The following is a 22,260-nucleotide window of genomic DNA, read 5'->3' as shown; positions in this document are numbered from 1 at the left end:
GGCCTGACCAAGACGGCCTATGACCAGGGCGACCGCGTCACGGACGTGACGGACGCCACTGGTGTCACCCTGCACACCGACTACGACGCCCTCGGCCGCGTGGTCAGCACCAAGCAGGGCTCGACGGTCCTGACCGCCCAGGTCTACGACACGGTCGCCAAGGGCCAGCCGACGAAGTCCACCCGGTACGTGGGAGGCAAGGCCTACGAGTCGGAGATCCTCACCTACAACGACCTCTACCAGCCCCTCACCACTGAGATGACCATCCCGTCCACCCCCGACACGGGGTCCTTGGCGGGCACGTACAGCTGGACAAACAGCTACAACATCAGCGGCCAGGTCCTGACGACCAAGCAGCCCGCCCTGGGCGACCTCCCGGCCGAAACGGTCGGCAGCACGTACAAGACGGTCTCCGGCCTGCTGAACAGCATGGCCGCGGGCAACAGCCGCCTTGTCACGGCGATGACGTACGACCACTACGGGCGCGCCATCCGTCAGGAGCTGGGCTCGGCCGGACAGCGCCTGTACCGGTCCACGGAGTACGACGAGCACACAGGCGCGCTCAGCCGCGTGTACACGGACCGTGACGTCGCACCCCAGCGGATCGAGGACACCAAGTACACGAACGACCCCGCGGGCAACCTGACCTCGATCGCCACGGCGTACGGCCAGGACGCCCTCCGCACCACCGACACCCAGTGCGTCGACCTCGACGCACTGCGCCGCATCACCCAGGCGTGGACCAACAAGGGCGAGACCTGCGCGGCCTCGCCGTCGGCCACGGCCCTCGGCGGCACGGACCAGTACTGGACCACGTACACCTACGACGCGGTCGGCAACCGCAAGACGGAGACCCAGCACAAGACGGCTTCCGGCCCCACGGCCGACACCATCCGCACCTACGCGACCCCGACTGCCGGCAAGCACGACCTGCCGAAGGTCACCCAGACCGGCACCGACCCGCACGACGAGACCTTCACCTACGACGCTCTGGGCAACACGAAGACCCGCAAGAGCGGCACGGGCGAAACCCAGTACCTCGACTGGGACGCCGAAGGCCACCTCAAGACGGTCAAGCAGGGGACGTCCACCAGCTCCTACCTCTACGACAGCGGCGGCCAGCGACTCCTGCGCAAGGACTCGACGGGAACAACCCTCTACCTCCCCGCCGGTAACGAGCTCAAGCTCGACAAGGCCGGCAAGATCACCGGCACCCGCTACTACGGCGGTGTCGCCATGCGCACCGGCGGCAAGCTCACCTTCACTGTCGCCGACCACCACAACACCAGCACCACGCAGGTGACCGCCGATGCCGCGCAGACGGTGACGCGACGCAAGACCGGAATCTTCGGCGACGACCGCGGAACCCAGCCGGCCAACTGGGCAGGCGAAAAAGGCTTCGTAGGCGGAACGAAGGACACGGAAACAGGCCTCACCCATCTCGGCGCCCGCGAGTACGACCCCACGATCGGCCGCTTCATCTCGGTGGACCCGATCATGGACCTGTCCGACGCCCAGCAGCTCCACGGATACACGTACTCGAACAACAACCCCGTCAGTCTCTCGGACCCGTCGGGCCTGCGACCTGATGGAGTCTGCGGCGGAAACACCAGCAGGTGCGCATCCGACAATGACCGCAGCGGGGCGACGACCGACTATCACGAGAGCTGGGAGTACAAGGGCAACGGCGGCTGGAAGTGGTCGTCATGGATAACCCAGAGCAAGAAGGGCAAGAAGGACAAGGTCTACGGCGGCATAGGCTACGGCGACTGGTACGACATGACGCCGCGCAAGCTGAAATTCAGCCGTAACACGATCCCCGGGATGGGTCGCTACTTCGCCTCCTCGCTCGACTTCTTCAACCCGCTCACACGCTTCGGATTGACCGCGGGAGGCGGATACGACAGCCTGATGGAGGAGTTGGGGGTCGACACCTCCGACCCGGCCTACGAAGACGGCGAAGGCCTGGTCGAAATGGCCACCCTTGTCTTCGGTGGCGTCGGCAAGTCGTTCTTGAAGAACGCTAAGAAGCTGTGCCACTCCTTCTTGCCGGGCACCGAAGTCCTCATGGCGGACGGTTCCCGCAAGGAAATCCAGGACATCGAGGTCGGGGACGTGGTATTCGCCACCGACCCGCAGACCGGTGAAAGTTACAAGAAGACCGTTCTCGAAACCATTCGCACCGAGGACGACAAGGACTTCACCGAACTCACCGTGGCCGCCGAAGACGGCCCGGCCGTCATCGTCGCCACGGACACCCACCCCTTCTGGGTTCCGGAACTCGCCGAATGGGTCAACGCCGGCGACCTCCAGGTGGGCACGACCCTGCGCACCAGCGCAGGCAAGCACGTAGAGATCACCGCCCTAAACAAGTACACCAAGCGCCAGCGCACCCACGACCTGACGATCTCTGACGTCCACACGTATTATGTGCTCGCAGGCGCCACCCCAGTACTCGTTCACAATTGCAACGAGTCTATGGACTTCGTGCATGGGACGAGCTCAACTCATGCCGATAGCATCGAGGCCAATGGACTGAGCGGCGATGCTGCCCGCGGGAATTCCCACGGTGGGGGTGTGGGGCAGCCCGGCAACCTGTTCACTTATCGGGTGAGCCCTGGCGACTTGGATACCCTGAGCGCCGCTGCAACGTTTGGCGGAAGCCGTACGGCTACCGGTGACCGCCCGGCGATTCTCATCTTCCGTATGTGTAAATGCACGTACGACCGATTGACCGCAGAGGGACATATAACGACCCGGGTCACCGATGAGGTGAGCGGGAGGTTTGAGCACATCTTCGGACCAGGAGCGATGCCATACCTGCAGCAAGTCTATCGCAGGAACCTATAGTCGTAGTGGATGGCTGCGAGCTGCGAGAATGATTGGCGGTGACGTGTGAGTGGTGGACCCCGCAGAGTACGACAAGGACATTCCGGGCGTTCAAGAGCACTTGAAGAAATTTGAACGCGCTGTTGCGAATATCCATCGGACCCATGGTGGACGCTCGATGGAAGAAATTCGGCAGGCACTCTTGGAGGAATTTGATTCCATGGGCTTGGTGGTGTGGAGTGAGGTCGCGGATGACACGGCTCGTCGCATTGCTGACGGGTTGATGGGCGACGCGCAGGGCTGACACCTAGCGGCTCCACTTGGCTATGACGGCAAATCTGAAGCCCCATCGTTGTGACTGATGGGGCTTCAGTCGTGTCTGACGGCAGTAGTTGACGGCAACGGCGGCGAACACCAGGGGTGTTCGCCGCCGTTGCCGTGCCGTGTGCCAGGGGTGGTCGAGGGCGGGGCTGAGGAGGTCGATGGCATCGTGCTGGAGGCGGAGCCGGACGTGGGCGTAGACGGTGGCGGTGACGCCGATGTGGGCGTGGCCGAGGAGTTCCTTGATCACGATGAGTTCGACCCCCTCCTCCAGGGGCAGAGCGGCGGTCGAATGGCGGAGGTCGTGGAAGCGGATGCGGCGGAGGCCGGCCTTGCGGAGGAGCGTGGTGAAGGTGCGGGTGAGGTTAGTGGGGTCGATCGGTCTGCCCTGCGCGGTGGTGAATACGTGCCCGTTGTGCTGCCACGTGGTGCCTGTTACCTCGCGCTCGCGCTGCTGCTGATCGTGGTGGAGTTTCAGCGACTGGACGCAGCGGGCGGGAAAGGCGATACGGCGCTCGGAGGCCCGCGTCTTGGTGGGCAGCGTGGTGAGCCCGCCTGCGTTGGTGCGTTGCAAGGTTCGGCGGATTGCGGCGGTGCCCGCGTCGAGGTCGAGGTCTTCCCAGCGAAGTCCGAGGAGTTCGCCCTTGCGGAGTCCGGTATGGAGGGCGAGCTCGAACAGGGTGGTGCAGCCGGTGACCCTGTGCGGCGATGAGGAACTGGCGGGCCTCGGTGGCGGTGAGGGGTTCGAAGCGTCGGGGTCGGGATGCGCCGGTGCGGACGTTGCGGGCGACGTTGCGCGGGATCTCCTCCTCGCGCACGGCGTGCTCCGGGGCGGACTTGAGGACGGAGTGGATGTAGGTCAGCGTCAGCGGAGACAGCCGCTTGGAGCAGCACGCTCGGACGGCGCAGCGTCGGGCACGGGAAGCGGAACTCGACCAGCGATGGCTCACAATCCGTGAGGAACACCAGCGGATCTTCAACGAGCGCCGGAAGATCAAACGCGAGACGAGCCGCCGCGGCGTGTTCCCGCCGCCACACCATGACGACGACGCCGACTCAGGCCCCTCGCCCCGCGAGAAGCTGGAAACCGCCCTGGCCGAATCGAAGAAGCGATGGCAACAGTGCCCTGACAGCCAGCCGGACATTTTGGCCAGGTGGGCAGCAGGGGAAGCTGTTCAGAGTTTCTCTACTTGATCAAGGTGGACCGCTGCCGCGGCCCGCGCGCGCTCCGGCCCCTCGGGGTCGCCGCCCGTTCCTTTCTCCGCCCGGCCGGCGCGGGCGCGCAACGCCACCAGCAGGCACTGTTCTGGGGCTCTACCCAAGCTCCGGCCCTCTCTCCGAGGGGCGGGAGGCCCCAGTTCGGGGGCGAGTTCGTCGTGGTGAGTGGTCGCGGAGCGCGGGAGGGGAACCTAGCCGGCCGGTCACCGGAGGTGTACCAGGAACGCCCGGAGGCCGCCTGGGCCGAGCGTAAGCGTCACAGCGTTGGCCATGGCGGTCCCCGGAGAACCCTGGTACGGCGAAGCTGCCCGACCGACGAGGGGCCCCTCCCGCCGGGGCTCCGAGCCTGCCAGGGCTCGGCCTTGACCGGCTTCTCAGTGTGAACAGGCAGTGCGTTACCACGGCTCCTGGGCGGGTGTCTGCCAAATAGTCTCCGGTTGGCTCGCCGTACCGGCCTACCGTGGCGCTGACCGTAACGGCATCCTGCTCCCCAGCAGCGCGCGCGGCGCTCAGGTTGCCTCTTTCGGGACCTGAGCGCCGCGGGCTGTTGGGAAGGGGTGGCCGTCAGGCCGCCTTGCCGGACTTCAGGGCGGCCAGGCGGGCTTCGATTTCCGAGGTTTTGCCGAGGTCGTCCAGGGACTCGAACTGGGCGTCCAGGGAGGAGGCGGCCAGTTCCTGTTTGCCCAGGGCCATGGCCTCCTCGCGGCGGACCTTTTCCTCGAAGCGGCCGATGTCGCTGGTCGGGTCCAGTACGTCGATGTTCTTGACCGCGTCCATCATCGTGTTCTGGGCCTGCGCGGTCTTGGCCCGGGAGACCAGCTCGTCGCGCTTCGCCGTCAGCTCCGTCAGCTTGGTCTTCATCGAGTCCAGGCCCGACTTCAGCTTGTCGACCACCTCGGTCTGGGCGGCGATCGTCGGCGCGGCCGTCTTCGCCTCCTTCTCCGACTGCAGCTGGCGGCCGAGGGCGACCTTCGCGAGGTTGTCGAACTTGTCGGCGTCTGCGGTGGATCCGGAGGCGCGCAGTTCGTCGGCCTTCTTGCTCGCCGCGAGGGCCTTGCCGCCCCACTCCGCGGCCGCGTCCACGTCCTCCTTGTGGTCCGCCTCCAGCATCCGCAGGTTGCCGATGGTGGTGGCGACGGCCTGCTCCGCCTCGGAGATGTTGTTCGTGTAGTCGCGGATGAGCTGGTCCAGCATCTTCTGCGGGTCTTCCGCCTGGTCCAGCAGGGAGTTGATGTTTGCCTTGGCCAGCTGGGTGACTCGGCCGAGGATGCTCTGCTTGCTCATGTGGTCTTTCTCCTTGGGAGGGGAGGGGGAGAGGGAGGGGGTACGTGCGTGTCAGAAGCGGCCGCCGCCGCCCATGCGGCCGCGGGTGCCGCCGCCGCCGAAGGAGCCGGGTCCGCGGCCGCCGCCCCCGCCTCCGCCGAAACCGCCGCCGAAGCCACCGCCCCCGCCCCCGCCGCGGCCGCCGCCCAGGATCTCGCCGAGGATGATCCCGCCGAGCACCGCGCCGCCCATGCCGCCGCCCTGCTGTCGGCCACCGCCGTACGGGTTCTGGTAGCCCCGTACGTCCTGTTCGGCCAGCTGCTGCGCCTGGCGCGCGAGGGACTCCGCCTGCTGGGCCTCGGAGAGTGCGCCCGCCGGGTCGGGGCCCGCCAGGGACGTGGACCGCTCCAGGTGGCGCTGGGCCTCCGCCAGCCGGGTCCGGGCCTGACTGCCGATCGCACCCCGGCTGGTGGTGATGTAGTCCGTGGCCGCGCCGATCGCGCTGCGCGCGGTGAGCAGGGCCTGGTCGAGCAGGGCCGCGGCCCGCTGCCGGCCCGACTCCCGTTCGCGGGCCCCGGCCAGCGCCTCGTCGAGGGCCGCGTCGGCCTCCTCCACGCGGCGCAGCGCGTCCATCGGGTCGTACCGGCCGGCGCTCTGCTCCTGCCGTACGTCGGCCAGTACGGCCTCCGCCCGGCTGATGCGGCCGCGCAGATCGCCGGTCGAGCCCTCGGTGGTGCCGGTCAGCAGCCCGCGCGCATCGGCCAGGTCCGTGTCCGTCTCGCCCAGCGCGCCCGGCAGCTTCCCGGCCGCCTCCGCCAGCTCCTGCGCCCGCCGCTCCACCGCGTCGACCAGGGTGGCCGCCTGGTCCACGGCGCCCTCGGCCGCCCGGACGTGCACGGCGGCCTTGCCGTTGTCGCCGGAGTCGATGGCGGCCCGGGCTTCGCCGAGGCTGGTCGTCGCGAACAGCAGCCGGTCCTTTGCCTGTTCGGGGTTGGCGGCCACCGGCGCCGCCGCGGAGTCCGCGTACTGGCGGGCGAGCGCCGTGAGGGTCGCCACCGCCGTGGTCGTACGGCCCGTCAGGGCGCGGAAGTGGGCCTCGACGGTCGCGAGCGCCTGCGGGGCGTTCTTCTCCAGGTCCCGCAGCCGGTCGAAGTCCGCCGTCTCGGCGTCGAGCCGCCGGCTCGCCTCCGTACAGCGGGCCACGATCTCGTCGAGCATCCGGCGCCGGGTGGCGTCGTCCTCCGGGTAGGCGTCGTCGAGCTGCTGGCGCAGCCGGAACGCGGCCGTCAGCTCGCCCTTCCCGAACTCCACCGCCTGCGTGAAGGCCGCCACCGCCTCCTCGCCGAACTGGGCGGTGGCGAAGCCGAGTTCCTCGGTGCTGGTGCGGATCGCGTCGTCGGTCTCCACCAGCAGGGCCTTGGCCCTGGCGTCCAGCTCCGGCAGCGGAACGGGTGCGGGCCCCTGCCCGGACCAGCCGGTGGTCCGTGCGCCGCTGCTGCCGCCGCCCGCCTGCCTGCGCTTGCGGCGGGTGTACGCGTACGCCCCGAGGGCGCCGGCCGCGCCGACCGCGACCACCGGGAGCACGAAGTCCCCGGCACCGCTCTCGCCGCTCGCCCCGGCGCCTCCGGGGTCGGCCTCGCCGGGCACGACGGCCGGCACCGGCACGGGCAGTCCGCCCAGGACCGCGTCGTAGCCGTTGGCGGCGCCGATCGCGGCGCCCGCCCAGTCGTTCTGCTTGAGGGCCGGCTCGATGGCGGTCTGCGCGACCGCCGCGAGCTGCTCCTTGGTGAATCCGGAGTCGACATCGGCCGAATACGCGTACTGCCGGGCCCCGGTGGCGACGGCCAGCAGGACGTCGTTCTGCCCGAGGCCGTTCTTCTGGGCGGTGGCATCGGCCCAGCTCTGCGCGGACCGGCCGGAGAAGTCGCGCACGTACGTGACGAACAGCTGGACCTTGCGGTCGGCGTACAGCTTGTCCAGCGCGGCGGTGACCTCCGGCCTGCGGTCGCCCAGGGCGCCCACCCGGTCGGTGATCTGCCCCTGCTGCGACAGGGTGACGGGATCGTCGGCCCGGGCGGCCGGGGCGGTGACCGCCGCCCAGCCGGTGGCCGCGAGCAGCCCGGCGGCGAGGGCGAGGCCGGTCCGGGCGGGTATCCCGGGGGTGGTGCGCTTCCTCGTGCGCCTCTTCGCGCGCTTCTTCGTCCTGCTCTTCGGCGGAGTCACATTTCGGAGGGTATGGGTGGTTCAGTGCCCCCGCACCCGGAGCCGCCCGGCCCCGGGTGCGGGGTCCGGCGGCTACGGCAGGGCGTACGCCGAGAGGGTGGGCCAGGACAGTACGAGGCGCTCGCCGACCAGCAGGGTCTCACCGTCGGAGGAGGCCGGGTGCTCCCACATGCGCTGCGTCATGCCCGTCCCCGTGTCCAGCGCGCCGACGTACGGATCCGTCGTACGGCCGAACCGGCTGCGGCGGCCGGCGCTCCGGACGTCGACGTACAGGGCGCCCGCCCGCAGGCCGAGGAATCGCAGCGCGCACTGCGGACCCCGGTGCCGGGTCAGCGTGCGCTGCCAGCGCAGCGCCCCGGTCCCGGCGTCGAGTGCGACGACCCGGTCCCCGCCCAGGCCCGGATCGTACGCGGCCACGTACACCGTGCCCGCCTCGATCAGCGGCCCTTCCGCGGCGTGGCCCACGTCGAACCGCCACAGATGCCGGCCGGTGCTCCGGCGCAGGGCGATGAGGAAGGGGCCGTCCAGGAAGTGGACCGGGCCGTCCCCGAGGTCCTGCTCCCCGTACACCGTGTGCTTCGCGGGCGAATCCACGGACCACGACCACACCGCACGGCCGGTCGGCAGGTGCAGTGCTTGGAGCAGCCGGGAGTCCTTCAGGAGCAGGCAGTCGCCCGCCGCCGCCGGTGACCCGGCGGCGGGGTCCGGGAGGGAACGCCGCCACAGCACGTCGCCGGTCGCCGCCTCCAGAGCGGTGAGATCGCCCGGCGCCCCGTGCAGCAGCACCGGGCCGAGGTTGTGCAGGGGCCGGCGCTCCGGCAGGTCCCGCCACCAGCGCACCCGGCCGTTCTCCGGCTCCCGGGCCACCAGCCGGACCCCGGGCTCGTCGGTGCGCGACACCTCGACGTAGACGGTGGCGGCGTCGGCGACGCAGGAGATCCGCATCCGCCGCTGCCCCGGAAGCCGGGGCGCCCCGCTCACCCCCTCGTCGGCACGGGCCGTCCAGTGGAGCGTGCCCGTCTCCGGGTTCAGGAAGGCCACCTCGGTTCCCGACCGCCGTACGAGGTGTCCGCCGGCCGCGTGCAGTTCGTCCGCCATCGCGCCCCCGGACCAGGCGAGCTTGCCCGGCGCGGGACTGCGGTAGCCGGTCCCGGCCGGTGCGAAGACGACCGTCGTCCCGGGCGACAGCGGGGTACCCGGGTCGGCGGCCACCGCTGTCAGCCAGGGCGCGCCGCCCCCGGCCGCGTACGTCCACGCGGCGGCGAGCAGCTCGCCGGCCCGCTCGGCGGCGTCGGGCAGGCTCCGGGCCCGGCGGGCCCGTTCCGCGGCGCGGCCCAGGTCCTGCTGCGCCGGGGCGGGCGCCACGACCCGCTCCCGGGCGCCGGCCAGGGCGGCCGCACAATGGCTCGCCTTCTCGTCGGCGGCCGCCTCCAGCCGGCCCCGCAGCAGGGCGGCCGCTCGGCCGCGCAGCCGCTCGGCGTCTACGTCCCGCCCGCTCGCGGCGTGCCGGTCGGCCTCCTCCCGCAGCCAGGAGGCCCGCTCGGACAGGGCCGGGGGCAGCGCCGCCCCGGCCTGCTCCAGCACGCGCGCCGCGCTCTCGTGGTCCTTGGCCGCGGCGAGGTCCTCCGCCAGCTGGCACAGGACCAGCAGCCGGGCCACCGCGTCGCCGATCCGCTCGGAGAGTTTCAGGGCCGCGGGCAGGTCCCGCACCCCCATGGCCACGACCATTTCGTACGTCTCGGCCGCCCGCTGGCCGGGGTCGGTGATGAAGTCCAGGTACAGCCGGGCCCATTCGGGGTCGGAGGCGATCGCCGCCTTCTGGATCCGGTCGATCAGGGGTCTGTCCTCGGGCTTGTTACCGAGGTGGTGCTCGGAGATCTGGCGAGCCTGCTCGGGGTCGACCTTGAGCAACTTCCCGGCCACCTCCCGCAGCAGGCCCGCCCGATCGGGGTCGGGCACCGTGAACAGCGCCTGGTGCGCGTCCGTCAGCAGCCGGTGGGACCGGGCCGGGGCGTGCGCGGCGGTGCTCCCGGCCAGCCGGAGCAGATGCCGGGCCACCCGCGCACCGTCGTGGCGGCCCGCGGTCCAGGCCGCCGCCTCGGCGTCGCGCAGCAGGCGGCGGGCCAGATCCGCGTCGAAGCGGGCCGCGGTGTCGGCGGCCGTGCCCAGGATCTCGATGCGGGACTCGCTGTCGGCCGGCAGCAGCAGGAGGGTGTCCTCGACCTCGGTCAGCAGGTCCCGCAGGAACTGCTGCCCCACGCCGGGCACCACCGGTCCCCGGTCCCGGGCGACCGGCTCGTCCACGACCCCGTCTTCGGGCGCGGCCGCGGACCCGCCCGCGGCTCCGCCCCCGCCCCCGCCCCCAGTCCCGCCCCCGGCTCCGCCGCGGCCACCGTCCCCCGGCGCCGCCGCGGCCGTCCCGTCGGGGGCCGGCTCCGGGGCCGCCGTCGTGGCCGCCGCCGTAGCCGCCGCCGACGAGCCGCCCAGCAGCCCCCGCAGCTCCTTCGCCACCACGGCCGCCGACTCCGGCCGGTCCGCCGGGTCCTTGGCCAGCAGCTGCCGCACCAGCCGCTCCACCTCCGGCGCGACCGGGGCGCCGGCCGTGCGCAGCGGGAGCGGCGCGTCCTCGATGTGCCGGCGCATCAGGACGTAGGGGCTCTCGGCCTCCCCGAAGGGCGCCTCCCCGCTCAGCAGGGCGTACAGCACGCCCCCCAGCGCGTACAGATCGCACCGGGCGTCCACCCGCTCGCCCCGCCACTGCTCGGGGGCCATGTACGGCGGGCTGCCGAAGATCCGGCCGGTCACCGTCCAGCCGGCGGTGGCGTCCGAGGAGTGCGCGATGCCGAAGTCGCAGATCTTCAGCCGGCCCCCGGGCAGCAGGAAGAGGTTGGCCGGCTTCAAGTCCCGGTGGATCACCGCGCGTTCATGGGCGGCGGCCAGCGCCTCGGCGGTCTGCGCGGCGAGGTCCAGGGCGGCCGCCACCGGCATCCCGCCCGGAGCCCGCAGCAGCGCCGTGCGCAGGTCCTCGCCCGCCAGCAGCTCCATCACGATGAAGAGCCGTCCGTCCTCCTGGCCCACGTCGTGCACCACGGTGATGCCGGGGTGCTGGAGCCGGGCCCCGATGGTGGCCTCGCGCCGGAAGCGGGCGACGAGCTCGTCGTTGGTGGCCGCCTCCAGCAGCACCTTCACCGCCACGGCCCGCTCCAGCGCCGTGTCCTGCGCCCGCCACACCTCGCCCATGCCGCCCTGGCCGAGCCGCTGTTCGAGGCGGTACCGGTCCGCCAGCTGATCCCCCACCCGCACCGCGAATGCCCCCTGAGGTCATGTCGACGACGTTGCTCAGGGGGCATTCTGTCCTGCCGAGTGAACGATTGGGGGCGGCTATTGACCGGAGCGACGCCCGATCTTGTTCCCCAGCCACACCAGCGGGTCGTACTTGCGGTCCACGGCCCGTTCCTTCAGCGGGATCAGGGCGTTGTCGGTGATCTTGATGCCCTCCGGGCAGACCTCCGTGCAGCACTTGGTGATGTTGCAGTAGCCGAGCCCGTGCTCCTCCTGCGCCGTGCGCTTGCGGTCCAGGCCCGCCTCGGCCGCCGCGTCCAGCGGGTGCATGTCCAGCTCCGCCACCCGCATAAGGAAGCGCGGACCGGCGAAGGCCGCCTTGTTCTCCTCGTGGTCGCGCACCACGTGGCAGGTGTCCTGGCACAGGAAGCACTCGATGCACTTGCGGAACTCCTGCGAGCGCTCCACGTCGATCTGCTGCATCCGGTACTCGCCCGGCGCCACCCCGGCGGGCGGCACGAAGGCGGGTACTTCCCGCGCCTTCTGGTAGTTGAAGGACACGTCCGTCACCAGGTCGCGGACGACCGGGAAGGCCCGCAGCGGGGTCACGGTGATCGTCTCCTCGCGGGAGAAGGTCGACATCCGCGTCATGCACATCAGCCGCGGCCGCCCGTTGACCTCGGCGCTGCATGAACCGCACTTGCCCGCCTTGCAGTTCCACCGCACCGCGAGGTCGGAGGCCTGGGTGGCCTGGAGCCGGTGCACGATGTCCAGGACCACCTCCCCGTCGTTCACCTCCACGGTGAAGTCGCGCAGCTCACCGCCCTCCGCGTCGCCCCGCCAGATCCGGAACGCGGCATCGTAGGTACTCACTCGTAGAGCTCCTCTTCGGCGAGGTACTTGACCAGCTCTTCCTTCTCGAAGAGCGCGAGCAGGTCCGGTCGGATGGGGTCGGTGCGCACGCGGGTCAGCTCGATCCGGTCCGCCGCCGGGTCGGAGGGGGCCGGGTCGACCGGCCGGCACAGCAGGTTCACCGGCCGCCAGGAACGCTCCATCGCCGGGCAGTCCTCACGGGTGTGCCCGCCCCGGCTCTCGGTGCGCTCCAGGGCCGCGCGGGCCACGCACTCGCTGACCAGCAGCATGTTGCGCAGGTCCAGGGCCAGGTGCCAGCCCGGGTTGAACTGCCGGTGCCCCTCGACCCCGGCCCGGGAGGCCCGTAGCCGCAGGGTCGCCAGCTTCTCCAGGGCCTCGGCCATCTCGCCCTCCCGGCGGATGATCCCGACGAGGTCGTTCATGGCCGTCTGGAGCTCCTGGTGCAGGGTGTACGGGTTCTCCGCGCCCTCGGCGGCATGGAACGGGGCGAGCGCCTCCGCGGCCGCCGCGTCGACCTGCGCCTGGGACACCTCGGGCCGCCCGCCGATGGCCGGGGCCTCCCGCGCCGCGTACCCGGCCGCGTGCAGCCCGGCCCGGCGGCCGAAGACCAGCAGGTCGGACAGGGAGTTCCCGCCGAGCCGGTTCGAACCGTGCATCCCGCCCGCGACCTCACCGGCGGCGAACAGGCCGGGCACCCCGAGGGTGGCGGCCGTGTCGGACTCGACCGCGATGCCGCCCATGACGTAGTGGCAGGTCGGGCCGACCTCCATCGCCTCGGCGGTGATGTCCACGTCCGCCAGCTCCTTGAACTGGTGGTACATCGAGGGCAGCCGCCGCTTGATCTTCTCGGCCGGCATCCGGGTGGACACGTCGAGGAAGACCCCGCCGTGCGGGGACCCGCGCCCGGCCTTGACCTCGGAGTTGATGGCGCGGGCCACCTCGTCGCGGGGGAGCAGCTCGGGCGGGCGCCGGTTGTGGTCCGGGTCCTCGTACCAGCGGTCGCCCTCCTCCTCGGACTGCGCGTACTTCTCCTTGAACACGTCCGGGATGTAATCGAACATGAACCGCTTGCCCTCGCTGTTGCGCAGCACCCCGCCGTCGCCGCGCACCGACTCGGTGACGAGGATCCCCTTCACCGAGGGCGGCCAGACCATGCCGGTCGGGTGGAACTGCACGAACTCCATGTTCAGCAGCGGAGCCCCGGCGAGCAGCGCCAGCGCGTGGCCGTCGCCCGTGTACTCCCACGAGTTCGAGGTGGTCTTGAAGGACTTCCCGATCCCGCCCGTGGCCAGCACCACCGCGGGGGCCTCCAGGACGAAGAACCGGCCGCTCTCGCGCTCGTAGCAGAAGGTCCCCGAGACCCGCTCACCGTCCTTCAGGACCCTCGTGACCGTGCACTCCTGGAAGACCTTGAGCCGGGCCTCGTAGTCCCCGTACTCCTTGAAGTCCTCCTGCTGGAGCTGGACGATCTTCTGCTGGAGGGTGCGGATCAGCTCCAGCCCGGTCCGGTCGCCGACGTGCGCGAGCCGCGGGTACTCGTGCCCGCCGAAGTTGCGCTGCGAGATCTTCCCGTCGGGCGTCCGGTCGAAGAGCGCGCCCCAGGTCTCCAGCTCCCAGACCCGGTCCGGTGCCTCCTTGGCGTGCAGCTCCGCCATCCGCCACTGGTTCAGGAACTTGCCGCCGCGCATCGTGTCGCGGAAGTGGACCTGCCAGTTGTCGCCCTCGTTGACGTTGCCCATGGAGGCGGCGATCCCGCCCTCCGCCATCACGGTGTGGGCCTTGCCGAAGAGGGATTTGCAGATCACGGCGGTACGGGCGCCCCGCTCGCGCGCCTCGATCGCGGCCCGCAGCCCGGCGCCGCCCGCGCCGACCACGACCACGTCCCACTGCTGCCGTTCCACTTGAGCCATCTCAGAAGATCCTCGGGTCGGTGAAGGCGCCGCTGGCCAGCAGGTACACGTAGAAGTCGCACAGGGCCACGCTGATCAGCGAGGCCCACGCCAGCTGCATGTGACGGGTGTTGAGACGGCTGATCCAGCCCCACAGGCGGTAGCGGACCGGGTGCTTGGAGAAGTGCTTCAGGCGGCCGCCCATGATGTGCCGGCAGGAGTGGCAGGACAGGGTGTACGCCCAGATCAGCCCGATGTTGACGAGGAACAGCAGGGTGCCGAGGCCCATGTGGCCCCACGCGTAGTGCTCGTCGCGGAAGGTCAGCGCGGTGTCGTAGGTGAGGATGCCCGCGACCGGCAGCGCCGCGTAGAAGAAGTAGCGGTGCATGTTCTGGAAGATCAGCGGGAAGCGGGTCTCACCGCTGTACGAGGCGTGCGGCTCGGCGACGGCGCAGGCGGGCGGCGAGGCCCAGAAGCCCCGGTAGTAGGCCTTGCGGTAGTAGTAGCAGGTCAGCCGGAAGCCGAGCGGGAAGACCAGGATCAGCAGCGCGGGGGACAGGCCCCACCAGCTGCCGAAGAGGTCGAGGTTCGGGCCGCTCCGCATGTCCGCGCAGTTCTCCGCGAGGCACGGGGAGTAGAAGGGCGAGACGTACGGCGCCGCGTAGTAGTCGGCGTTGGCGAAGGCCCGCCACGTCGAGTAGACGATGAAGGCGAACAGCCCGGCCGCGGTGCCGGCGGGCGAGAGCCACCACCGGTCGGTCCGCAGGTGCCGGGCCGATATCGCGGCCCGCGAGGCGTCGTGGACGCCGCCGGGCCGCTGTGGGGATGGTTGGGTGCCTGTGGCCAAGGGGGACTCCGGGTGGAGTGATGAGGGGTGCCCAGGAGGCCCGGCCGCCCGTCGCTGCGGGTGACCGGGTCCGGTGGGGCGGTGGGGTGTGCGGGAGAGCCGGGTCAGGGGGCGCGGCGGTCGCGGACGCCGAGGCCTTCGTCGTCCGCGTCCGTCCACAGCGCGCTGTCGTACGGGGTGTCCGGAACGCTGACCATCGCGCCGCCGCCGGGAGCCCGGGAGGCGGGCGGTGCCTGCCGCGCGACGTCGCGCTCCAGCTGCTCCACCGAGCGGACCAGCTCGTTCAGATTGCGCCGTACGGCCGTCAAATCGTCTTGCAGGGACATGATTTGCCCTCACTTCCGCTGGGTGCGGTGGCAACGCTCATGTGCGCCTGCGAGTGTCGCGCCTCTCGTCCCCCGTTGTGAAGGGACGTGCAGCGATTGCGGGCGCGCAGTCTCGGACGTGCGCCCCTCCCCGCCCCCGCTTCCGTCCCTCCTACGGGGGAACGCCCGCCCGGAAGGCAAGCCGGATTGGTCCGCACGGGTGGGGTTCGCGGCGTGGCGGGGTCCGGCTGCGGTGGGTGCGGCGGGGTGTCGATTTCAGTGGGTTTCGGCACCCAGTGTGATCAGCTCCATATACCGCCGAACGTGATCAAAACCCCCTTTCACGGCTCCCCCACGCCCCGTCCCGGAGGTACCACCCATGTCCCAGAGAAGGCGCAGGTCCTTGGCGCTCCTGACCTCGGGAGTTCTTGCACTGCCGCTGCTCGCGGGCTGCGGCGCGGGTGACGACGAGGGCGGCCCGGCCGCCGCCGGACAGGACATCGCGACCACCGCCCGCGACAAGATCGCCGACGGCGGGGTGCTGCGGTGGGCCGTGGACTCCATGCCGGGCACCCTCAACGCCTTCCAGGCCGACGCCGACGCCACCACCAACCGGATCGCCGGGGCGGTCCTGCCCCAGCTGTTCGTGCTGGACGGCAAGGGGCGGCCGGTGGCCAACCCCGACTACCTGGAGAAGGCCGAGGTCGTCGAGCGGGAGCCCAAGCAGGTCGTCCTGTACAAGCTCAACCAGCAGGCGGTCTGGAGCGACGGCCGCGAGATCGGCGCCGCCGACTTCGTCTCCCAGTGGCGGGCCCTGAACGGCAAGGACTCCGCGTACTGGACGGCGCGCAACGCCGGCTACGACCGGATCGAGAAGATCGAGCGCGGCAAGACGGACCTGGAGGTCAAGGTCACCTTCGTCCGGCCGTACACCGACTGGCGCTCCCTCTTCAGCCCCCTCTACCCGAAGCAGGTCACCGGCACCCCGGAGAGCTTCAACGAGGGAGCCCGGGGCGCCCTGAAGGTCACCGCGGGCCCCTTCGGGCTCGGCGCCGTCGACAAGAAGACCGGTACCGCCTCGCTGACCCGCAACCCGCGCTGGTGGGGCAGCCCCGCCAAGCTCGACACCCTCGTCCTCACCGCGGTGCCCCGCTCCGAGCGCCCCGCCGCGCTGGCCGCCGGCAAGCTCGACCTGGCGGAGATCGACCGCACCGGCGCCGACCGGATCGCCCTGGCCCGCCGCGACGCCGCCAAGGCCGACGGCTCCCACGGCCCGGCCGCCTCGGTGACGCCCGCGCAGGCCACCCTGGCGTGGGCGCTCGCCTTCGGACTCGACGAGGACAAGGCCAAGGAGGCGCAGGCCACCCGCCAGAAGCACGCGGAGGCCGTGAAGCGGTACGCCGAGGAGCAGAGCGCCCTGCGCGGATTCACCGTCCGCAAGTCCCTGGAGCCCGCCTACACCCAGCTCGCCATGAACGGCGCGAGCGGCCCGCTCGCCGACGAGCGGGTGCGCCGCGCCGTCGCCCGCGCCCTGGACCGCCAGGCGCTCGCCGACATCGTGCTGAAGCCGCTGGGCCTGCCCGCGAAGCCGGTGGGCAGCCACCTCGCACTGGCCGGGCAGCAGGCGTACGCCGACAACAGCGACGCCCTCGGCGGCCAGGACACCCAGGCCTCGCAGGCCCTGCTCGCGGACGCCGGCTGGCGCCGGGGCGGCAAGATCACCGAACCGGCGGGCGCCAAGGCGGGTGCGGAGGCGGCCAAGGAGACGGACGACTCCAAGACCCCCGCGGTCCCGGCCGCGGGCCCGGGCACCGGGAACGACGGCCTCTACATCGTGGGCCAGGAGGACGGGCGCAACGGCGACGGCCTGCCCGAGGGGCAGCCGGACGCACAGCCGGGCGGGCAGCCGGACGGAGAGGTCGTCGACGCCGACGCCTTCGGCGCGAGCGGGGAGAACCACCCCTCCCCGGTGCTCGCCCCGGCCCCGTTCGCGGCCCTCCAGGAGCAGCACCTGCGCAGCCAGGCCGAGGCCCAGGCCGAGGCCGTGGACGACGGCAAGCGCAGCCCGGCCCTCGACGCGGAGACCGCCGCCGAACCGGCGGACCCGGCCAAGGCGAGCCCCGCCCCGGCCCCCGCCAAGCAGGCCGTACGCACCTCCGGCAACGTGCTCGCCAAGGACGGCAAGCCCCTCGCCCTGCGCTTCGTCCTGCCGGCCGGTCCCGGTTCGGAGGCGCTGCGCACGGTCGGGGAGCGGATCGCGCAGATGCTCCAGAAGGTCGGCGTGCAGACCGAACTGACCAAGGTGGCCGACGAGAGCTTCTTCAAGGACCACATCGCCTCGGGCCAGTACGACCTGGCGCTCTACTCGTGGCCCGCGACCGCCTACCCGGCCACCGACGCCCGGCCCATCTTCGCCAAGCCGGAGCCGGCCGCCGACGGCTCGCTGCTGGTCGAACAGAACTACACCCGGGTCGGCACCGACCACATCGACCAGCTCTTCGACCAGGCGCTCGGCGAGCTGGACGAGGCGGCCTCCCGCGACCTGATGCGCAAGGCCGACGCCCGGATCTGGGCGACGGCCGGGTCCATCCCGCTCTACCAGCGCCCCGAGCTGGTCGCCGTGAAGCCGGGTCTGACCAACGCCGGCGCCTTCGGCCTCGGAGCCCCGCGCTACCAGGACATCGGCTGGAAGAAGCCGGCCACGGCCAAGGACAAGAACGCGGAGAAGTAACGCGAAGAAGTGATGACGAACGGGTGCATCCGGGGTTGATTCGAAGGTCTCAAGCTCAGATGTGACTCAAGTCCCTTGCCCGCCGGAACACCCGGCGGGCAAGGTCGTACGTACCCGTTGACCCGCGTGTTTACCGGCTTCACCCCCGGCCGAGTCCCCCCACCCAGGACCCGGTCCTGCTCAGTCGTCCGGCCTCTTGACAGACCCCCCGGCAGGCAGTTCCCGCCAGCCGACGTACGATGGGGTAAGGCCGTGGCAGGTTTTCCGCCCGGTCGAGGCGCGCGTGCCGGACCGTACGCGCCGCCATCCACGATCCCGGGAGAAGCGCCGAAGTGCCCACGCGCCACGACATCCGTAACGTCGCCATCGTCGCCCACGTCGACCATGGCAAGACGACCATCGTCGATGCCATGCTCAAGCAGGCCGGTGCCTTCGCCGCCCACCAGCACCTCGACGACCGCATGATGGACTCGAACGACCTGGAGCGTGAGAAGGGCATCACGATCCTCGCCAAGAACACGGCGGTGAAGTACCACCCGAAGGACGGGTCTGCCCCGATCACGATCAACATCATCGACACCCCCGGCCACGCCGACTTCGGTGGTGAGGTCGAGCGCGGTCTGTCGATGGTGGACGCCGTCGTTCTGCTGGTGGACGCCTCCGAGGGTCCGCTGCCCCAGACCCGCTTCGTCCTGCGCAAGGCCCTGCAGGCGAAGATGCCGGTCATCCTCTGCATCAACAAGACGGACCGCCCGGACTCCCGGATCGACGAGGTCGTCAACGAGACGTACGACCTCTTCCTCGACCTGGACGCCGACGAGGACCAGATCGAGTTCCCGATCGTCTACGCCTGCGGCCGTGACGGCGTGGCCTCGCTGACCAAGCCGGAGGACGGCACCGTCCCCGCGGACAGCGACAGCCTGGAGCCCTTCTTCTCCACCATCCTGGCCCACGTCCCGGCCCCGGTGTACGACGAGGAGGCCCCCCTCCAGGCCCACGTCACCAACCTGGACGCGGACAACTTCCTCGGCCGCATCGCGCTGGTGCGCGTCGAGCAGGGCGAGCTCCGCAAGGGCCAGACCGTCGCGTGGATCAAGCGTGACGGCACCATCTCCAACGTCCGCATCACCGAGCTGATGATGACCGAGGCGCTCACCCGCAAGCCGGCCGAGGTGGCGGGCCCGGGTGACATCTGCGCGGTCGCCGGTTTCCCCGACATCATGATCGGCGAGACCCTGGCCGACCCGGAGAACCCGATCGCGCTCCCGCTGATCTCGGTCGACGAGCCGGCGATCTCCATGACCATCGGTACGAACACCTCCCCGATGGTCGGCCGCGGCGGCAGCGGCAAGGGCGCGGACGCCAAGTCCGCGGTCAAGGACCGCAAGGTCACCGCCCGCCAGGTCAAGGACCGTCTGGACCGCGAGCTGGTCGGCAACGTCTCGCTCCGCGTCCTGGAGACCGAGCGTCCCGACGCCTGGGAGGTCCAGGGCCGTGGTGAGCTCGCGCTCGCCATCCTGGTCGAGCAGATGCGCCGCGAGGGCTTCGAGCTGACCATCGGCAAGCCGCAGGTGGTCACGCAGGTCATCGACGGCAAGGTGCACGAGCCGGTCGAGCGCATGACGGTCGACGTCCCCGAGGAGCACATGGGCGCGGTCACGCAGCTCATGGGCGTCCGCAAGGGCCGCATGGACAACATGTCGAACCACGGCTCCGGCTGGGTCCGCATGGAGTTCGTCGTCCCGTCCCGTGGCCTCATCGGCTTCCGTACCGAGTTCCTGACCGGTACGCGCGGCACCGGCATCGCCCACTCGATCCACGAGGGCCTGGAGCCGTGGTTCGGCCAGCTGGTGACCCGTAACAACGGTTCGCTGGTCGCCGACCGCTCCGGTTCGGTCACGCCGTTCGCGATGATCAACCTGCAGGAGCGCGGCGTCCTGTTCACCGAGCCCGGCACCGAGGTGTACGAGGGCATGATCGTCGGCGAGAACTCCCGCGCCGACGACATGGACGTGAACATCACCAAGGAGAAGAAGCTCACCAACATGCGTGCGGCTTCCGCGGACAACACCGAGAACGTGGTGCCCCCGCGCAAGCTCTCCCTGGAGCAGTCCCTGGAGTTCTGCCGCGACGACGAATGCGTCGAGGTGACCCCGGAGGCCGTCCGCATCCGCAAGGTCGTCCTGGACCAGAAGGACCGCTCGCGCACCGCTTCGCGCGCCAAGTCCGGCAAGTAATCGGGTAGGACCTGGGTCACACCCGGGTCCTGCCGGATACGGCTTCAGTGGACAGCCCCCTGCGTCACGTACACCGTGACGGAGGGGGCTGTTCGCTTTTGTCAAGCGGATTGTTTCGGTCCGGTGTCCGCATACCGACCGTGACACTCCGGAAGAAGAGCTAACAGTCCGTTTCGTTCATGTCTGTCTCCTATCCGTTTGTCCGGATTTCGGGTTTTAGCCGTAGTGCGATGTTGTGAAAACGAGACCACTTAAGTGTGGTTTACGGTCAGGCAGTCCCTGAGGATGGCTCCATTGAGCTCGGGTCAATGGGTCACACGCTGTGGGGAGCGTCGACTCACGAGCACACTCGGGACACCGGTCCTATCGCCGTCAGGGGTGTCGGCGAAACGCACCTGTGTCCTTCACATCAGACAGTGGACTCATGAGGAGGAAACCCATGCGCGGTGCCAAGAGCGCCAAGTGGGTAGCGGGCGCGATTGTCGTCGCCCTGGCAGCGACTGCCTGCGGCGGTGGCGGCGGCAAGTCCGGCGCCAGCGGTGAGGCTGACCCGAACGGAATCTTCTCGGTCGAGGTGGGCGAGCCGGAGAAGCTCCTCCAGCCGGCCGACACGATGGAGTCCAACGGCTCGATCGTCATGTCGGGTCTGTTCTCCCAGCTCGTCGACTACGACGCCGACGGCAAGATCGTCAACGTCAACGCCGAGTCGGTCACCAGCACGGACAGCAAGCTCTGGACCGTCAAGCTGAAGCCGGGCTGGACCTTCCACGACGGCACCAAGGTGACCGCCGAGTCCTACGTCAAGGCGTGGAACTGGGCCGCGAACATCAACAACAAGCAGGGCAACGCGTCCTGGTTCGCCGACATCAAGGGCTTCGAGGCCCTGCACCCCGAGGCCGAGGGCGCCAAGCCCACCGCCGAGGCGCTCGACGGTCTGAAGATCGTCGACGAGAACACCTTCACCATCGAGCTCAACAACGCGGTGCCGTACTTCGCGTACAAGCTCGGCTACGAGGTCTTCTCCCCGCTGCCCGCTTCGTTCTACGCGGACCCCGCGGCCGCCGGTGAGAAGCCGGTCGGCAACGGCCCGTACAAGTTCAAGTCCTGGGAGCACAAGAAGCAGATCGAGCTGACCCGCTTCGACGACTACAAGGGCGAGAACAAGGCGAAGAACGGCGGTGTGATTCTCAAGAACTACACCACCCTCGAGACCGCCTACGAGGACCTGAAGTCGGGCAACGTCGACGTCCTGCGCCAGATCGGCCCGAAGGACCTCCCGGTCTACCGTGCCGACCTCGGTGACCGCGCCGTGGACCAGGCGTACTCCGCCGTCCAGACGCTGGCCATCGCGTACTACGCCGACCAGTGGTCGAAGCCGAAGAAGATCGACCCGAAGGTCATCCAGGGTCTGTCGATGGCGATCGACCGCGACACCATCACCAAGACGGTGCTCCAGGGCACCCGCGAGCCGGCGACCGGCTGGGTCGCCAAGGGCGTCCTCGGCTACACGCCGACCGGCTCCGGTGACGTCACCAAGTTCGACCCGGCGAAGGCCAAGGCCCTCATCGCCGAGGGCGGCGGCGTCCCGAACAACGAGATCTTCATCCAGTTCAACTCGGATGGCGGTCACAAGGAGTGGGTCGAGGCCGTCTGCGGCAGCATCACCGCCGCCACCGGCGTCAAGTGCACCGGTGACGCCAAGCCGGACTTCCAGGCCGACCTCCAGGCCCGCAAGTCCAAGCAGGTCAAGTCGATCTACCGCTCCGGCTGGGTGCTCGACTACCCGGTGAACGCCAACTTCATCAGCGACCTGTTCCGTACGGGCGCCGGCGGCAACCAGGGTGGCTTCTCGAGCCCCGAGCTCGACGCGAAGATCGCCGCCGCGGACACCGCGCCGACGCTCGACGAGTCCGTGAAGGCCTACCAGGCCATCGAGAAGGAGCTCGTCAACTACATGCCGTCGATCCCGCTCTGGTACTACAAGGTCAACGCGGGCTACTCGGAGAAGGTCTCGAACGTGAAGTACGCCCAGGACGGCGACCCGATCCTTGAGGGTGTCGAGGTCAAGAAGTAAGTCCCACAGCGTAATTCCTTTCGACGGATGTGGGCCGGCGGGGAGCCGGCCCACATTCGGGCCTACATGCAGCGCCCGGGGGGCCCTTTCGCGACGCAGTGACGTAACCGTCACGCGCGTGCGTGGCGAAAGGGCCCGTCCGGCTGCGCCTGCCGCATCTTCTACGGA

The 22,260-nt window shown here is 70.3% G+C and carries 13 protein-coding genes and 1 pseudogene; 6 read left to right on the top strand and 8 right to left on the bottom strand.

Annotated elements, in window-relative coordinates; all coding sequences use genetic code 11:
- Positions 1–45: 45 nt before the first annotated feature.
- Complete coding sequence (locus ACIA8F_RS23225; RefSeq protein WP_399381405.1) at positions 46–2,850, top strand: polymorphic toxin-type HINT domain-containing protein; 2,805 nt, start codon at positions 46–48, stop codon at positions 2,848–2,850.
- Positions 2,851–2,902: 52 nt separating this feature from the next.
- Positions 2,903–3,133 (top strand): hypothetical protein, encoded by a 231-nt coding sequence (locus tag ACIA8F_RS23220; RefSeq protein ID WP_399381403.1) that lies wholly within the window; start codon positions 2,903–2,905, stop codon positions 3,131–3,133.
- A 147-nt stretch (positions 3,134–3,280) separates the two neighbouring features.
- On the opposite strand, the pseudogene ACIA8F_RS23215 reads toward ACIA8F_RS23220, so the two are convergent.
- Positions 3,281–4,064 (bottom strand): annotated as a pseudogene (locus tag ACIA8F_RS23215) (tyrosine-type recombinase/integrase); the annotation flags it as partial.
- Here ACIA8F_RS23215 and ACIA8F_RS23210 point away from each other — a divergent pair.
- Positions 4,033–4,344: a hypothetical protein gene (locus ACIA8F_RS23210; RefSeq protein ID WP_399381619.1), complete on the top strand. Its 312-nt coding sequence runs from the start codon at positions 4,033–4,035 to the stop codon at positions 4,342–4,344. The pseudogene ACIA8F_RS23215 and the gene ACIA8F_RS23210 overlap by 32 nt on opposite strands.
- 588 nt (positions 4,345–4,932) lie before the next feature.
- On the opposite strand, the gene ACIA8F_RS23205 is transcribed toward ACIA8F_RS23210, so the two are convergent.
- From ACIA8F_RS23205 to ACIA8F_RS23175, 7 genes are all read right to left on the bottom strand, one after another.
- Positions 4,933–5,652, bottom strand: coding sequence for a PspA/IM30 family protein (locus tag ACIA8F_RS23205; protein WP_399381401.1), 720 nt, complete (start codon positions 5,650–5,652; stop codon positions 4,933–4,935).
- 51 nt (positions 5,653–5,703) lie between these two features.
- Positions 5,704–7,785 carry a TPM domain-containing protein gene (locus ACIA8F_RS23200; RefSeq protein WP_399381602.1) on the bottom strand — a complete coding sequence of 694 codons (2,082 nt, stop codon included), beginning with the start codon at positions 7,783–7,785 and terminating at the stop codon, positions 5,704–5,706.
- A gap of 141 nt (positions 7,786–7,926) precedes the next feature.
- The gene (locus ACIA8F_RS23195; protein ID WP_399381399.1) at positions 7,927–11,151 is read right to left on the bottom strand and encodes a protein kinase; all 3,225 of its coding nucleotides are present in this window, start codon (positions 11,149–11,151) and stop codon (positions 7,927–7,929) included.
- Positions 11,152–11,235: 84 nt separating this feature from the next.
- Positions 11,236–12,009, bottom strand: a complete 774-nt coding sequence (locus ACIA8F_RS23190; RefSeq protein WP_399381397.1) for a succinate dehydrogenase/fumarate reductase iron-sulfur subunit — start codon at positions 12,007–12,009, stop codon at positions 11,236–11,238.
- Complete coding sequence (locus ACIA8F_RS23185; protein ID WP_399381395.1) at positions 12,006–13,919, bottom strand: fumarate reductase/succinate dehydrogenase flavoprotein subunit; 1,914 nt, start codon at positions 13,917–13,919, stop codon at positions 12,006–12,008. The genes ACIA8F_RS23190 and ACIA8F_RS23185 overlap by 4 nt, the downstream gene beginning before the upstream one ends.
- Position 13,920: 1 nt before the next feature.
- On the bottom strand, positions 13,921–14,745 hold the full coding sequence (locus ACIA8F_RS23180; protein WP_399381393.1) for a hypothetical protein: 825 nt from the start codon (positions 14,743–14,745) through the stop codon (positions 13,921–13,923).
- Positions 14,746–14,849: 104 nt separating this feature from the next.
- Positions 14,850–15,071, bottom strand: a complete 222-nt coding sequence (locus tag ACIA8F_RS23175) for a hypothetical protein (RefSeq protein WP_399381391.1) — start codon at positions 15,069–15,071, stop codon at positions 14,850–14,852.
- Positions 15,072–15,429: 358 nt separating this feature from the next.
- Between ACIA8F_RS23175 and ACIA8F_RS23170 the strand changes: the two genes are divergently transcribed.
- The 3 genes from ACIA8F_RS23170 (at position 15,430) to ACIA8F_RS23160 (ending at position 22,092) form a co-directional block, all read left to right on the top strand.
- Positions 15,430–17,781 carry an ABC transporter family substrate-binding protein gene (locus tag ACIA8F_RS23170; RefSeq protein ID WP_399381389.1) on the top strand — a complete coding sequence of 784 codons (2,352 nt, stop codon included), beginning with the start codon at positions 15,430–15,432 and terminating at the stop codon, positions 17,779–17,781.
- Positions 17,782–18,113: 332 nt separating this feature from the next.
- Positions 18,114–20,018 (top strand): translational GTPase TypA, encoded by a 1,905-nt coding sequence (gene typA, locus ACIA8F_RS23165; RefSeq protein ID WP_399381387.1) that lies wholly within the window; start codon positions 18,114–18,116, stop codon positions 20,016–20,018.
- Positions 20,019–20,457: 439 nt separating this feature from the next.
- A complete protein-coding gene (locus ACIA8F_RS23160) occupies positions 20,458–22,092 on the top strand; it encodes an ABC transporter substrate-binding protein (RefSeq protein ID WP_399381385.1) in 1,635 nt (544 codons plus the stop codon).
- The last annotated feature ends 168 nt before the right edge of the window (positions 22,093–22,260 follow it).

The organism is Streptomyces sp. NPDC051563 (assembly GCF_044454225.1).
Taxonomy (GTDB): Bacteria; Actinomycetota; Actinomycetes; order Streptomycetales; family Streptomycetaceae; genus Streptomyces.
This window is presented reverse-complemented; position numbering and strand designations above follow the sequence as displayed.

Excerpts from the sequence above, each read along its gene's own strand:
- ACIA8F_RS23205 (WP_399381401.1), bottom strand. The coding sequence starts at position 5,652 with ATGAGCAAGCAGAGCATCCTCGGCCGAGTCACCCAGCTGGCCAAGGCA.
- ACIA8F_RS23185 (WP_399381395.1), bottom strand. The coding sequence starts at position 13,919 with ATGGCTCAAGTGGAACGGCAGCAGTGGGACGTGGTCGTGGTCGGCGCG.
- ACIA8F_RS23175 (WP_399381391.1), bottom strand. The coding sequence starts at position 15,071 with ATGTCCCTGCAAGACGATTTGACGGCCGTACGGCGCAATCTGAACGAG.
- ACIA8F_RS23170 (WP_399381389.1), top strand. The coding sequence starts at position 15,430 with ATGTCCCAGAGAAGGCGCAGGTCCTTGGCGCTCCTGACCTCGGGAGTT.
- ACIA8F_RS23160 (WP_399381385.1), top strand. The coding sequence starts at position 20,458 with ATGCGCGGTGCCAAGAGCGCCAAGTGGGTAGCGGGCGCGATTGTCGTC.